The 13,693-nt window shown below is 63.7% G+C and carries 14 protein-coding genes; 6 read left to right on the forward strand and 8 right to left on the reverse strand.

Annotation, left to right across the window (positions count from 1 at the left end; translation table 11 throughout):
* The first annotated feature begins 143 nt into the window (after positions 1-143).
* The gene (locus tag CHB87_RS04930; protein WP_142988223.1) at positions 144-1,220 is read left to right on the forward strand and encodes a hypothetical protein; all 1,077 of its coding nucleotides are present in this window, start codon (positions 144-146) and stop codon (positions 1,218-1,220) included.
* Between the two features lie 32 nt (positions 1,221-1,252).
* Entirely contained in the window at positions 1,253-2,863 is a 1,611-nt protein-coding gene (gpmI, locus tag CHB87_RS04935) for a 2,3-bisphosphoglycerate-independent phosphoglycerate mutase (protein ID WP_089407239.1), read from the forward strand.
* Between the two features lie 15 nt (positions 2,864-2,878).
* On the opposite strand, the gene CHB87_RS04940 is transcribed toward gpmI, so the two are convergent.
* The 7 genes from CHB87_RS04940 to CHB87_RS04970 all read right to left on the reverse strand — a co-directional run bounded on the left by CHB87_RS04940 (position 2,879) and on the right by CHB87_RS04970 (position 8,953).
* Positions 2,879-3,703 (reverse strand): enoyl-CoA hydratase/isomerase family protein, encoded by an 825-nt coding sequence (locus CHB87_RS04940; protein WP_089407240.1) that lies wholly within the window; start codon positions 3,701-3,703, stop codon positions 2,879-2,881.
* 112 nt (positions 3,704-3,815) lie between these two features.
* Positions 3,816-4,817: a metallophosphoesterase gene (locus tag CHB87_RS04945; RefSeq protein WP_089407241.1), complete on the reverse strand. Its 1,002-nt coding sequence runs from the start codon at positions 4,815-4,817 to the stop codon at positions 3,816-3,818.
* A 16-nt stretch (positions 4,818-4,833) separates the two neighbouring features.
* The gene (recR, locus tag CHB87_RS04950) at positions 4,834-5,436 is read right to left on the reverse strand and encodes a recombination mediator RecR (protein WP_089407242.1); all 603 of its coding nucleotides are present in this window, start codon (positions 5,434-5,436) and stop codon (positions 4,834-4,836) included.
* Positions 5,437-5,438: 2 nt separating this feature from the next.
* Positions 5,439-5,762, reverse strand: a complete 324-nt coding sequence (locus tag CHB87_RS04955) for a YbaB/EbfC family nucleoid-associated protein (protein ID WP_089407243.1) — start codon at positions 5,760-5,762, stop codon at positions 5,439-5,441.
* A 1-nt stretch (position 5,763) separates the two neighbouring features.
* Positions 5,764-7,872 carry a DNA polymerase III subunit gamma/tau gene (gene dnaX / locus CHB87_RS04960; RefSeq protein WP_089407244.1) on the reverse strand — a complete coding sequence of 703 codons (2,109 nt, stop codon included), beginning with the start codon at positions 7,870-7,872 and terminating at the stop codon, positions 5,764-5,766.
* Between the two features lie 62 nt (positions 7,873-7,934).
* Entirely contained in the window at positions 7,935-8,492 is a 558-nt protein-coding gene (locus tag CHB87_RS04965; RefSeq protein WP_089407245.1) for a YcxB family protein, read from the reverse strand.
* Positions 8,489-8,953 carry an SET domain-containing protein gene (locus tag CHB87_RS04970; RefSeq protein WP_089407246.1) on the reverse strand — a complete coding sequence of 155 codons (465 nt, stop codon included), beginning with the start codon at positions 8,951-8,953 and terminating at the stop codon, positions 8,489-8,491. Before CHB87_RS04970 ends, CHB87_RS04965 begins: the two co-directional genes overlap by 4 nt.
* A 128-nt stretch (positions 8,954-9,081) precedes the next feature.
* Between CHB87_RS04970 and CHB87_RS04975 the strand changes: the two genes are divergently transcribed.
* Entirely contained in the window at positions 9,082-9,927 is an 846-nt protein-coding gene (locus tag CHB87_RS04975; RefSeq protein ID WP_089407247.1) for an outer membrane protein assembly factor BamD, read from the forward strand.
* Between the two features lie 125 nt (positions 9,928-10,052).
* Here the strand turns inward: CHB87_RS04975 and CHB87_RS04980 are convergent, their stop codons facing one another.
* Positions 10,053-10,469 (reverse strand): hypothetical protein, encoded by a 417-nt coding sequence (locus CHB87_RS04980; protein ID WP_089407248.1) that lies wholly within the window; start codon positions 10,467-10,469, stop codon positions 10,053-10,055.
* Positions 10,470-10,577: 108 nt separating this feature from the next.
* Here CHB87_RS04980 and CHB87_RS04985 point away from each other — a divergent pair, with 108 nt between their 5' ends.
* The 3 genes from CHB87_RS04985 to lysA all read left to right on the forward strand — a co-directional run bounded on the left by CHB87_RS04985 (position 10,578) and on the right by lysA (position 13,507).
* Positions 10,578-11,798 carry a tetratricopeptide repeat protein gene (locus CHB87_RS04985; RefSeq protein WP_245817811.1) on the forward strand — a complete coding sequence of 407 codons (1,221 nt, stop codon included), beginning with the start codon at positions 10,578-10,580 and terminating at the stop codon, positions 11,796-11,798.
* 99 nt (positions 11,799-11,897) lie between these two features.
* Complete coding sequence (locus tag CHB87_RS04990) at positions 11,898-12,212, forward strand: PspC domain-containing protein (RefSeq protein ID WP_089407249.1); 315 nt, start codon at positions 11,898-11,900, stop codon at positions 12,210-12,212.
* Positions 12,213-12,226: 14 nt separating this feature from the next.
* Positions 12,227-13,507, forward strand: coding sequence for a diaminopimelate decarboxylase (gene lysA / locus CHB87_RS04995; RefSeq protein WP_089407520.1), 1,281 nt, complete (start codon positions 12,227-12,229; stop codon positions 13,505-13,507).
* The last annotated feature ends 186 nt before the right edge of the window (positions 13,508-13,693 follow it).

Here is a 13,693-nt window from a genome sequence, read left to right on the forward strand (position 1 = left end):
CAATTTTGCTGTGGTAGTCTTTGCTGATGGAGCACGCCCCCGCACAGCGAAATAGCCGTTATCCCTGGTTAATTCCCGTCGCCGTACTGTGCCTTCTGCCGCTTTGTTTTCTTGGCTATGGAAGCGATAACGACACATATGGCGTGTTGCAGTTCGGTGCGCAGACGTGGCGGATGCATGTGCTCGCGACCTCTCGCAATCCCGGCTACTGGACGTATGAGGCCGTGGTGTATGCGTTGTCGTCGCTGGGCGGCTCTTTGCTCAGCAACCTTGGTTCGCTTGCGGTGAGCTGCGTGGCGCTCTGGCGTTTTCTGCGGATCGCGCAGCGGCTGCGCGTTGGGCATCCAGTCTTGATGGCGGCGTGTTTCGTGGTTACTCCAGTAGTCGTCATTGCCGCGACGTCGACGATGGACTATATGTGGTCGCTGCTCTGCCTGGTGCTGGCGGCGGAGGGATTATTCGACGACCGGCCGGTGCAGGCGGCGCTGCTGGGTGGGCTGGCGATCAGCTTTCGCGGCGCGAACGCCGTGTTGGTCGCGGGAGGATACGCGGCGGCGATCGGCTACGAGATCTACCGGCGGCGTGGGTTGAGTGCGGGCGCGGTGAAGACAGCTATCTCTGGAATAGCCGCAGCGGTGCTGGGCTGTTCCGTCTACGTGTTGTCGTATCGCCTTGCGCATAACACGCTGGCCTTCATGGCGCCGATGACCGGCCCGGCGTCGTTGTGGACCTGGAAGGGCTACCTCGGTCGCTTTCTGTATAAGGGTATGTACGCGATCGGACCGCTCGCCATGGTGGTTTCGGCGTATGCCGCGGCGGTGTATCCCTGGCGGCAGAGGCGCGAACCGGACTCGGAGCATGCGAAGCTCATGGCGATCTCGGCCGGATTTTTCCTCAGCAACGTGGCTCTGTTTTTGAAGTTCCCGATCGAAGTGAGCTATCTGATTCCGGGAATCTTCTTCTTCTTGCTGCTGGCGGGGGCGACGATCTTCCAAGAGCGGCGGTGGCTGGGCTTTGCGCTCTTCGCGGCCATCGGAAGTTTGAACCTGGTGACTCCCGTCTTTGCGCAACCCAATATTCCGGGGTTGGCGACGAGCGCGCGCCTTCATATCGCGCTCAATGCGGGAACCCTGTCCGCGGATGTGAAGACTCGCCGCATGTTCCTGGGCTGCGAGGACGCCATCTGCTGGATTGCGCGCGACCAGATGGGGCATCATTGAGATTGCAACGGATTTAGATCGGGTGGAGATTTATGCCAAAGCAGGGACCTGTAGTTCTGACCATTCTCGACGGCTGGGGTTACCGGGCCGAGACCTTCGCCAACGCCATTGCGCAGGCGCGCAAGCCGACCTATGACAAGCTGCTGGCCGAGTATCCGAACACGCTGCTGCGCGCGAGCGAGCACTTCGTCGGTCTGCCGGATGGGCAGATGGGCAACTCCGAGGTGGGCCACCTGAACCTCGGCGCGGGACGCATCGTCAGGATGGATATGACGCGCATCGATACGGCGATCATGGACGGCAGCCTGTACTCCGACCCGACGCTGATGCATGCGATGAAGCTGGCGCAGCAGAAGGGGCGCGCGCTGCATCTGCTCGGGCTGGTCTCGGATGGCGGCGTACATTCGCACTCGCGGCACCTGTATGCTCTGCTGAAGATGGCGAAGCAGCAGGGGATCGTGAACGTCTACGTGCATGCGTTCACCGATGGCCGGGACACGCTGCCGACCTCCGGCCTGGGCTATCTGGAACAGCTTTTGAGCGAGATGCAGGAGATCGGCGCGGGACGCCTGGCGTCGGTCTCTGGACGCTACTTCGCGATGGATCGCGACCTGCGCTGGGAGAAGGAGAAGCAGGCCTTCGACGCGATGGTAACCGGCGCGCCTGAGGGCGGGGCCTACGCCGATCCGCTGGCGCGCGTGCGGGAGTGTTATCACAACGGTGTGAACGACGAGTTCATCCCGCCGTTTACGTGTCTCGACGCGGCGGGCAAGCCGGTTGGGTCGATCCGCGACGAGGACGTCTGCATCTGTTTCAACTACCGCGCCGACCGCGTGCGGCAGATCACGCGGGTGCTGACCCGCGCGTCCGATTTGAAGGATGGGGGCCGCGCGCTGCCCAAGGCCGCGGAGCTGGACGAGGCGATTCCGCCGCGGACGCTGCCGCAGCGCCTGCACTACATCTGCATGACCCAGTACGACAAGACCTATGGGCTGCCGTACTTCATTCCGCCGGAGTCGATGGACAACCTGCTGGCGAACGTGATGGCGCAGGCCAACCTGCGCAACCTGCGTGTCGCGGAGACGGAGAAGTATGCGCATGTGACGTACTTCTTCAACGGCGGCATCGAGAAGCCGTTTGCCGGCGAAGATCGCGAGCTGGTCCAGTCGCAGAAGGTGGCGACGTACGATCTGGCGCCGGAGATGTCGGCCGCGGGTATCGCCGATGCGGTGGTCCGCGCGGTGAACGACACGGCCTTCGACGTCGTCATCGTCAACTTCGCGAACGCCGACATGGTCGGGCACTCGGGCATGATGGAGCCGACGATCAAGGCAGTCGAGACGGTGGATACGCAGCTCGGCCGGATCTACAACGCGGTGAAGCAACGCGGCGGATCGCTGCTGGTGACCGCCGACCACGGCAACGCGGAGATGCTGGTCGACCCCATCGGCGGCGGTCCGCACACCTCGCACACGACGAACCCGGTGCCGTTCCTGCTGGTGACGGATCAGGGCCGCAAGATCGGCGTGCGCGATGGCGGCAGCCTGCGGGATATTTCGCCGACTCTGTTGAGCCTGCTGGGCGTGACCCAGCCGGGGCAGATGACGGGTGGCGATCTGCGGGTGATTCCGGGGCTCGAATAATCGCCGTTCAGGCGATTATTCGAACTCCCCGAGCAGAGCGCCCAGCGTAAGCTCCGCCTGCTCCGAGGTTCCGAATCCTTTTTCGACTGCGTGCTTGACGGCGGCCTGAGCGCTGGGATCCTGCAGGCCCTGCAGGAAAGCGTCAGAGTCGTGGCGGAAGGCGTCGTCCGGCGCCAGAGTCAGTTCGTTCATCCTCGCCTTGATCTCCTGTAAACCTCGCGCGGGGAATCTGGCGATGCGATGCGCCAACTTCGAGATGAAATCGGCGATCCCGGCTTGCGGGATCGCGCGATTGATCCAGCCATAAAGCTCGGCCACATCGGCGCTGTAGTCGTCCGCGGTCAGCAGAACTTCCAGGGCGCGTCCTCTACCCATCAAGCGGGAGAGGTATTGAGTTGCGCCACCTCCTGGCAGGACTCCCATGCCGCCCTCATTTTGGTTGAAGATCGCGGTCTCACGGGCTCCGAACCTCAGGTCGCACGCCATGATGAACTCGCTGCCGGCTCCGCGGACCCTGCCTTCGATCTGCGCGATGGTGACCGCCTTCGTTTTGCTCAGGCGCCGGAAGAGCAATGCGATGGATGGCTCTCCCGTGAGAGCGGCTGCTGCCGCCCGGTACTCCTTGATCTTCGTCGTATCCACATGCGCGATGAAAAAATTCGGGTTGGCGCTCGAGAAGACGACCACACTGTAGGGGGCGCCCTGGTCGAGTACCTGGATGAGTTCGACAAGATCGCCCACAAGTTCAGGTCCCAGCATATTGAGCGGTGGAGCGTCGATCTCTACGAACAGCACCTTGCCGTCTGGGCGAAGCTTCAGGGTTCCATGGGTCGATGTCATCCAACTCCTCTATCGTTCAGGTACAAGATAGAGAAGCAGGGACGCCGGATCAACCCGCTCTTTCGAGGGGGCCGGATCCGGCTCAGGAGAACCATATCGAATGGGGGACACCTTACGCGCCGAGCGTCACGACTCCGTCCACAAGTTTTGAAAAGCCGTGAACGATGCGTCCCTGCGCGTCCACGTGCCGGAGAGTCAGCTTCTCGGGGGTGACCTCGAGGTGGCTGAAGCCGTAGACCTTCTCGGCGTACGGACCGCGCTCTTTTTCGCCGATCTTCAGGGTGTAGAGGTCCGCGCCGCCCGCTCCTGAGGAGACGAAGGAGGTCGGGTGGCCCGCGAACTCCAGGTGCTGCAGGTCGTGGTCGTGTCCGGCGAGGTAGAGGTGGACCTTATGCTGGCGAAGTAGCGGCTCCCAGTCCTGCTTCAGTATCGGGTGGTCGCCGTGCGGGCCGTTTGAGAAGACCGGGTGGTGCCCCAGGACGACGGTGAAGGGCGCGGATGTCGATCTGGACAACTCCGACCTGAACCATGCAAGCTGCTGTTGGCGCTGGGCGTCGGTCAGGGTGAAGTCCACGCCGAAGCTCATACGCCCGTTGGGCATGTTGCTGTCGAGCGCGATGACCCTCATCAGCGGGTTCTCTTTCGGGAAGTCGAAGCTGTACCAGAGCGCGGGCTGGGTCCAGCGCGTGCCGGGTTTGCGGGCATAGAGCAGCTCCGCCTCTACCTTGCTGAAGGGCATCCGCTGATAGTCGTGGTTGCCCATGATCGAGTAGGCGGGGCAATCGAAGACGCGCCGGGGGTACATCTCCTCGAACTGCGTCTGCCAGCGCGGGCTGTTTTCGCCGCCGAGCAGCGGGCCGTACCAGCTATCGCCCAGCATGAAGAGCGCCTCTGTTTTGAGGCTATGATCGTGCGCGTAACGGGCCATCGCGGCTGCCACCTCGGTCTGCGCGCTGTGGTCGCCGTCCTTGCCCCAGTCGCCAACCATTAGGATGTGCTTTGCGCCGGGGTTCGGCGCCTGCGCCAGGACGCCGCGCGCGCCGAGGCCTGCGGCGAGGGCGCTGAAGGCGAAGCTCTGACGCAGGAAGTCGCGGCGCTGGATCGGGTGGGTCATGGACTCTCCTGTCGGGCTAGAACTCGCGGCGGCCTTCCATGGCGCGGGTCATCGTCACCTCGTCGGCATACTCGATGTCCGAACCCGCGGGGACGCCGGTGGCGATGCGGGTGATCTTGATCGCCGGGGCGATGCGGCGCATCTCGTGCGCGAGGTAGCCAGCGGTGGCTTCGCCTTCGGTGGTGGGGCTGGTGGCGAGGATGACCTCGTCGACCTCGGTGAGGCGGTTGAGCAGGTTGGCGGTGCGTAGCTGCTCCGGGCCGACGCCGCCGATGGGCGAGAGCGTGCCGTGCAGCACATGGTAGACGCCGGAGTAGCTGCGGGTCTTCTCGACCGAAGCGATGTTGGTCGGCTCCTCGACCACGCAGATCAACCGGTGGTTGCGACTGGGGCTGGTGCAGTAGGCGCAGGGGTCGACGTCGGTGATGTTGTTGCAGATGGAGCAGAGGCGGAGGTGCAGCTTGATCTCGCGGATGGCGGCGGCGAGCTTCTCCGCGTCTTCGGAGGACGAGCGCAGGACGTGGAAGGCCAGCCGCTGCGCGGTGCGCGTGCCGATGCCGGGCAGCTTGCGCAGCTCTTCGATCAGGCGGGACATCGGTTCGGCGTAGCGGGTCGCCATCGTTAGGTGAGTCCGGGCAGGTCGAGGCCGCCCATCATGCCCTGCATGCTGGACTTCATGGCCTCGTCGGCGCGGCGGCCGGCTTCGTTCACGGCGGCGGTGATGAGGTCTTCGAGCAGTTCGAGGTCGCTGCCGGTGCTGCCCATCGCTGTGGGCGAGATGCGCAGGCGCAGAACCTCTTTGCGGCCGTTCATCCGCACGGTGACGATGCCGCCGCCGCTGGTGGCCTCGACGACGGTCTCGGAGAGGCGGTGTTCCATCTGCTCCTGCATCAGCTTGGCGTTGCCCATCAGGTCTTTGAGCTTGCCCAGGTCGGAGAAGTCCATGCTAGTTGCCCTCACTCAGGTCGATGACGTTGCGAATCTCGGCGTCGAAGAGCCGCTGCGCCTGCTGGATCATAGGATGCTGTTTGGCCTTGGCCTCGGGCGAGCCGGCGCGGGCCGCGCGCGGCTTCTTCGGGGCGGCGTTCGGGACGCCGGGCAGAATGACGACCTTGGTGATGCCCGCGTCGCGTACGGCGGCCCTGACGAGCTTTTCGGCGTCGGGGTTGACGATCATGGGCAGCATCGTCTTCGAGCACTGGGTCTGGATCGTAAGCGTGCCGGCGTCGACCTTCCAGACGGATTCGGCGATGGCGTCCGCGGCGGAGGTCTGGCCGGAGGCCTTGGCGAGGGCGTCGACCGCTTTGGCCTGGAGCGGAGCGAGCTCTGGCGAGGTGGCTGCGGCCTCGGGTTCTGGGGTTTCAGCTACGGGTTCCGGGACCGGGAGGAGGGACGCAGGTCCTTCGGCTTCGCTCAGGATGACAGGGCTTTGCGGCGGATCGACAGGGGCGAGTGGCGCTGGTTCTTCGGCGGCCAACTCCACGAGCGGGGGTTCGACGGGGGCTGGTTCCGCGGGAGCCAGTTCGATCGGCGCGACGGGTGCGGTTACCGGAACCGGCTCCGGAACGGGGATGGGAGCTGGCACGGGAATCGGATCCGTGGCTACCGCCGCGAGGGAAGGGATGACGAGCGGCGCGGGCGGCGGCGGGGGTGTTGCCACTGGCGCTGCTGCCGCGACCGGTGGGGCGCTTACCACTGGGGGAGCGGAGACGACGGGAGCCGGGTTGTGACCTGCCTCTACACCGCTGTAACGGCGGGACTTATCCTGATCGAAGGGCGAAAAGGCCGGCTTCGACGGAGCGGCTGCCGGCGCCGGGGCCGCGGACCGGGGCTGTGGCGCAGGGGCCGCACTGCGTGGGGCGGCGGCGCCGGAGAGGGAGCTGAGAACCTCTTCGACCGGCAGCAGGCGGCGCAGGTGGACGAGCTTGAGCAGGCCAAGCTCGAAGTGGAAGCGCTGCTCCTGCCGGTAGCCCAGCTCGTCGAAGGTGCGAAGCATGGTCTGGAGGAAGCGCGTCAGCTCCTCTTCGGAGAAGAGAGCAGCGGTGCGGGCGGCGCGGCGCTGCTCGTCGGCCGAGATCTGCAGCAGCTCGCTGCCGATGAACTCGCCCTCGGCGTCGGCCTTCAGGCCGGTGATCTTGGCGATGACGCAACTGCGCAGATAGCGGACGGCCTGGCGTGCAAGCTGCGCGGGCGAGTTGCCGGCGTCCATCAGCTCGTTCGCGATGGTCATGACCTCGGCCGACCGGTTCTCGTTGATCGCAATCAGAATGCGCTCGAAGGTGCCGTTGGCGACCGTGCCCATCAGCTCGCGAATCTGGCTGGCGTCAAGGCGTGCGCGGCCGTTTTCGACCGGCGCGGAGGCGATGGCCTGGTCCATGACCGAGAGAGCGTCGCGCATGGATCCGTCGCCGGCCTCGGCCAGAAGATTCAGCGCGGCCTCGTCGGCGTCGACGCCCTCGTGCTGGGCGATGCCGCGCAGCTCGCCGAGGATGTCGACCAGCTTGACGGCGTGGAAGTTGAAGTGCTGGCAGCGAGAGCGGACGGTCTGTGGGATGTCCTCGGGCTGGGTCGTCGCCATCATGAAGACGATGTGGTCGGGTGGTTCTTCGAGCGTCTTCAGGAGCGCGTTGAAGGCCGCGTCGGTGATCTGGTGGGCCTCGTCGAGGATGTAGATCTTGTATTTGTCGCGGCTTGGCCGGTAGCGTGCGGCGTCGCGGAGCTCGCGAATCTCGTCAATGCCGCGGTTGGTGGCGGCGTCGATCTCGATGACGTCGGTGGCGTTGCCGGCGCGGATCTCGAGGCAGGACTCGCAGACCTCGCAAGGCTCCGCCGTAGGCCGCTTCTCCGAGCCGATGGGGTTGCGGCAGTTCAGCGCGCAGGCGAGGATGCGCGCGATGGTCGTCTTGCCGATGCCGCGATGGCCGGAGAAGATGTAGCCGTGGGCGATGCGCTGCTGGGTGAGCGCGTTCATCAGGGTCACGGTGACGTGATCCTGTCCGGCGACATCGGCGAAGCGCTGCGGGCGGTACTTTCTTGCTAGAACCTGGTAGGCCATCTTTGGCTATTCTAATGCTTGGATGGCTGTCGGGCTGAGGATTGCCGGTCAGGATTAGCGGTTCAGGCTCGATCGGTCGAGCGGGCCTCTGCGCGCGCCAACCCTCGCGTGTAGACAGGCAGGTGGCGCTTCACGAGCTCCTCCACCTCGTTCGGGTGTGCGAAGGCGCGTAGAGGAATCGGGCGGAAGGTATAACCCTTGAGCAGCAGGATGAGTTGCGGGGTCTGGAGATAGCCGGTGTGGGCGCTCCAGAGCAACTCTGCGCGCCCGTAGGCCGGGACCTCTGCACTGATGCCCTCTTCGTTAAGTTCTGTGCGGACATCGGTCATGCCTGCTCGTTCCACCTGATAACGTTTTTTGAACGCGCGCCGTTGTAGCTTGGGCGACAAGAGCGTGATGGTCACGATCGTCAGGACGAAGACTGCTCCGGGAAGATTGTGCGGCGTCCAAAGCGTTGCCAGTCCCGTACGCTGCGTGAGCAGCACGATGCCGATCGAGAGGGTGAGAACTCCTGCCAAGCCAAACCTGATCCAGCGCGCCTGCGGATTCACCGCATGCATGTAGGCCTTCTGGGCTTCGAGATACTCGTCTTCGCGGATGGTGAAGCTGGCTTCGATCATGCGTTCTCGCGCCTTGCTTTGCGCGCCGCCGCCTTGGCGCGCTTCTCGATCTCTCCCGGCGAGAACATCGTTCCCCGGCAGTTCTTCGCCCCGCAGTAGCAGTCCTGGGTCTCTTCGTCGGAGTCCCAGAGGTTGTACTCGAAGGTGAGTTCTTCGCCGGCTTCGATCTTGCGCAGGGCCTTAATGTAGATGTGGCCGTCCTGCTCTTCGGTCTCGCAGTTGGGGTCGCAGCAGTGGTTGATGAACATGGGCGTGCCGAAGCCGTCGATGACCATGTCTTCCTCGCCGTAGCCGAAGAGGTAGGTGACGTAGCGGTCGGCGTAGCGTGCGTCGGCGACGGCTTTGGTCATGCGTGGGCCTTCGTATTCGCAGACGCGGGCGCCTTTGCGGATGGCGCGCGTGGTGTAACAGCCGGCGGCGTGGATGGCGGACGAGCGGATGACGAGGCTTGGGCTGGGCATTTTCTTAGGGCGGCTCCGAACGGGGTTCTGCGCCAAAGGGTACCACCTTTTTGGCGGCGGATTCGTCTGTAGAGGAGCGTCTGTTTCCCAGACTGGCGTGTACCGGTAAAATGAGGTGTGTGGCTGCGATGCTGAAGGTAACCGCCAATTCGATGTTGCGTGGGGCTGCGCTGGCGGCCGGGTTGCTGGGTGCGACGACTGCCGGAGCCCAGTATCAACCGCCGCCGCCGCCGTTGACTACCGCTCCCTGTGTGCCGACGAAGAAGGCTCCGTGCATTACGACGCAGCCGACGCCCGTGCCCACCGTGAAGACGCCGGATGCGAGTCAGGATTTTCCGTTCCCCGGTGATGAGAAGAAGGGCGAAGGGCAGCCGGCCAATGCCAGCCCGGCCGGCGTCAAGCCAGCGAACGAAGAGTTTCCGTTTCCCGGCGATACGCCTGCGCCGGCTGCGGGCGCCAAGCAGGTTCAGACGCCCACCGATGCCGCGAAGGAGTTTCCGCTGCCTTCGGACAAAGATGTTCCGCCATCCTCTTCGGCGCCGGCCGATAGCGGCAGTTCGAGCTCTTCAAGCAGCTCGAGCTCCAGCGTCGACCCGGATGCGGCGAATCCCGACGCTCCAAACCCGGATGCGGACGATGGACCGAAGTTGAAGGATCTGGGCAGCGAGGGTTCGACGAAGAACTCCCGGCGCAAGCTGCCGAAGGTGCAGAGCATGTCCGACCGCGAGACGGAGGATCTGCAGATTTCGAAGTACTACATGAGCACGGGCAATATCCGGGCGGCGTATCTGCGGGCGCAGGATGCGGTGAAGAGCGTTCCCGACGATCCGGAGGCGCATTGGGCGCTGGCCCAGACTGCTCGCAAACTCAACATGAAGGACGAGGCGAAGGCTGCGTACAACGATTATCTGAAGCTGGAGCCGGATGGTCAGCATGTGAAGGCTGTGCGTCAGGCTTTGTCGGAGTTGAACTAGGCGCGGTTCCTTTGATCCTCTTCGAGGATGACAACGAGAAACAAGGGCAAGTACAGAAGCGGGTCCTTCGCTTCGCTCAGGATGACAGGCTTTGTCGCTTAGGATGGCAGGCTTTTGTATGCGTCTTACGCTGGCCCGTCTTCGTCTACTTCGTCTTCGATCTTCAGGTATCGGCGCATGTAGCGAAGGGGTTGCTCGGAGAGCGCAAGTTCCTTCAGGTGGTAGCGCCAGGCGTCGTCGCGGATGCTGCGCCGGGTGTAGCCTTTGCGGTGGATGGTGACGATGGTTCCGTCGACGTTGCGGCGCTGGAAGCTCTGGCCGGGGACGAGGAAGGTCATCTTTTCGCCGGCCTTCCAGAAGTGTTTGGCGAAGTCGTGCGAGAAGAGCAGGGCGTAGTAGCGGCGCTCGGCCGCGAGCATCTCGGTGGCGTGCGGCACGCTCTGCCACGGCAGGCCCAGTTTGGCGACGTACCACTTACGGAACTCGAATCCGTTGACGCGAGCCTGGCCGATCAGGAGACGCAGCAGTTCGAGGCGTGTCATCGAATGGGATCCCTTTCCTTCTACCTTACTGCGGTCCGTTCCGAGTCACGAAGAATATACCTTACCCGAGATACAACTAAGATGGGATGGCAGATTGAGGAGCGGGATTTGAGCAAAGCACTCCAAACGGTTTATCGAGCGGCGGCGCTTGGGCTGGCGCTTTGCGCTCCGGCGGTCGCAGCCGATCCGGGGCTGCACACCGATCCTTTGAACTTCGATCCGGTCGTGCGCGACGGGTACGAGCACTTCTACAACATGGACTACGACGGCGCGATCGCGCGGTTCGATGCGGTGTTGAAGGCGCATCCGCAGGAGCCGATTGCTTACGACTATCTTCTGATGGCGCACATCTTCCGCGAGCTTTACCACCAGGATCTGCTGGATACAACCTACTACGCCCACGACTCTTTTCTGACGACGAAGCGGAACGATGTGCATGTTTCGGACCAGGAGCGCAGCCGGATCGAGTCGTTGACGAACACGGTCGAGACGATGTGCGAGCAGCGGATCAAGGCCAACCCACAGGATAAGAATGCGTACTTCGCACGTGGCTTTGGCAAGGGAATGCATGCTGCGTTCATCACGCTGGTGGACCATAGCTGGGTGACGGCGGCGCATCAGGGGCTGGCGGCGCGCAACGACTCCGAGGCGGCGTTGAAGATCGATCCGCAGTACGCGGACGCGCAGATGGCGGTGGGGATTCAGCAGTTTGCGGTGGCGAGCCTGCCGCGCTTCATCCGTATGATGGTGGGGATGTTCGGCGTGGGCGGGAACAAGGAAAAGGGGCTGAAGGCGCTGCGGGAGTCGGCGGCGCATGGAGTGGTGACGGCGGTGGAGTCGCGCACGACGCTTTCTCTTTTTCTGCGTCACGATGCGCGCTACCCGGAGGCGCTGGAGGTGCAGCGCGGGCTTGCGACGCAGTTTCCTCACTCCTACCTCTTCCGTTTGGAGGAGGCGAATCTGACCAAGGACAAGGGAGACGGGCCGGGCGCGATTGCGATCTACAAGGCGGTGCTCGCCGACGGGCGCAAACCGGGCTACTTCATCGACGCACGGCTGCAGATGGCGTGGTTCGGCCTCGCGGAGACTGAGCGCGGGCAGAATCTGCGGGTCGAGGCGGCGAAGCACTATCTCGAAGCGGCGGACCAGCCGACGGCCAGCGACTGGCTGAAGCGTCGCGCGCGGCTGAACGCGGGAGAGATGTTCGACCTGCTGCACGATCGTCCGAACGCCATAACGCAGTATCAGCTTGCCGCTGCGGGCGGCGGAGACCAGTCGCAGGCCGAGGCGGCGAGGCGCTATCTGAAGACGCCGTATACGGGCGTTTAGCATTCATTTCAAGGGAACTGAAATGGCGCCTTCGTCGTACTGATGTGAAGATACGGCGTCGACGTCTATGGCACACTAGTATCTTCGGAGGCACCCCCTATGTTCTGCCCACACTGCGGTAAAGAGGTCGATTCTTCGGCTCGTTTCTGCTCTTACTGCGGCGCGAACGCGCGCGTCGGCTACACCCCGCAGGCCCGCATCGTACGGCCGCGTTCGCCGCGCCTGATCGCCGGCGTCTGCTCCGGCTTTGCGATTTACTTCGGCTGGGACCTCGCGCTGGTTCGCGTGCTGACGCTGGTTCTGACGGTTTTGACGAGCGGCATCGTGCTGCTGGTTTATCTTGGAGCGTGGATCATTCTGCCGGAGTCGCAATATGCGATCAGCTCCGGCGCGGGACGGGGAACGACTGCTTGAGCCTTACGAAGAAGATGGCAACTGCTGGAAACGATGTAAATCCGCGCCCTTTTGCTTACCGCAAACGTGTTTTGCAGTGTGACGGCGTATCGCTGGCTGCGCTGGCCGAAAGCCACGGCACGCCGCTCTATGTGTACTCGCAGCAGCATGTGCTGGCGCGGCTGGCGATGTTTCAGCAGGCGTTTGCGGCGGTTCCGCACACGATCTGCTATGCGGTGAAGGCGAATTCGTCGCTCGCGCTGATCAAGCTGCTGGGCGAGCAGGGCGCGGGCTTCGACATCGTCTCCGGCGGCGAGCTGGAGCGGGTGCGCAAAGCGTCGAAGAAGTCTCTCGACCGGGTGGTCTTTGCCGGCGTGGGCAAGCAGGTCGCGGAGATCGATGCCGCGATCGGGGCCGGGATTCTGCTCTTCAATGTGGAGTCGGAGGGCGAACTGGCCCTGCTGGCCGAACGTGCAGAGGCGCTGGGGATCGAGGCGCGGTACTCGCTGCGGGTGAACCCGGATGTCTTCGCGGATACGCACCCGTATATCTCCACTGGGTTGAGCGCGCATAAATTCGGAATCGACATCAACGCGGCGCGGGGGATCTATCGCAAGGCTCGTAAGTATAAGTTTCTAAAAGCTGCCGGCGTTAGCGTACATATCGGCTCGCAGATTCGCGCGGTCGACCCGTTTGGCAAGGCGATGGACCGCGTGGTTGGGCTGGTCATGGAGCTGCGCGAGGACGGGATCCACCTGACGCATATCGACGCGGGTGGCGGGCTGGGCATCGAGTATACGGACGCGCCGTTCGACCCGGAGGCGCAGGTTGCGGCCTATGCGGAGGCCGTGCTGAAGGCGACCGAGGGTCTGGGGCTGCATCTGCTGTTGGAGCCGGGGCGGTTTCTCGTCGCGCAGGCGGGCGCGCTGGTGACGCGGGTGTTGAATGTCAAGAAGAACGGCGACAAGACCTTCGTCATCACCGATGCGGGCATGAACGACCTGATCCGACCGTCGCTTTATCAGGCACATCACCAGATTTTGCCGGTGAAGCAGGCTGCCGGGGCGAGCGCGCCGGTGGATATCGTGGGTCCTGTGTGCGAATCGGGGGACTTTTTCGCGCGCGACCGCGAGATGCCTGCGTCCAAACCGGGCGATCTGCTGGCGATTCTCGACGCCGGCGCCTATGGAATGAGCTTGACGTCGAACTACAACACGCGTCCGCGTCCCGCGGAGGTGCTGGTGGATGGCGATGAGGCGCGGGTGATCCGGCGGCGGGAGACGTTGAAGGATCTGTTTGGGCCGGAGTCGCTATGAGTCGAGGCGGAAGGCCGAGGGCTAAAGCCCTGCCTTTCGCATGACTTTATTCATGGGGCTGAAGCCCCATGCTTCCACCGGAATGCGATTGTGCGTTGGCCGTGCCTTGATGCACCATTCCTGCTAAAATCCGAAGGTCGCGCAGGTCCGGATTTTGTCCGGTTTCCGCGCAAAATTCACCCCGTT

Source organism: Granulicella rosea, from assembly GCF_900188085.1.
Classification (GTDB): domain Bacteria; phylum Acidobacteriota; class Terriglobia; order Terriglobales; family Acidobacteriaceae; genus Edaphobacter; species Edaphobacter rosea.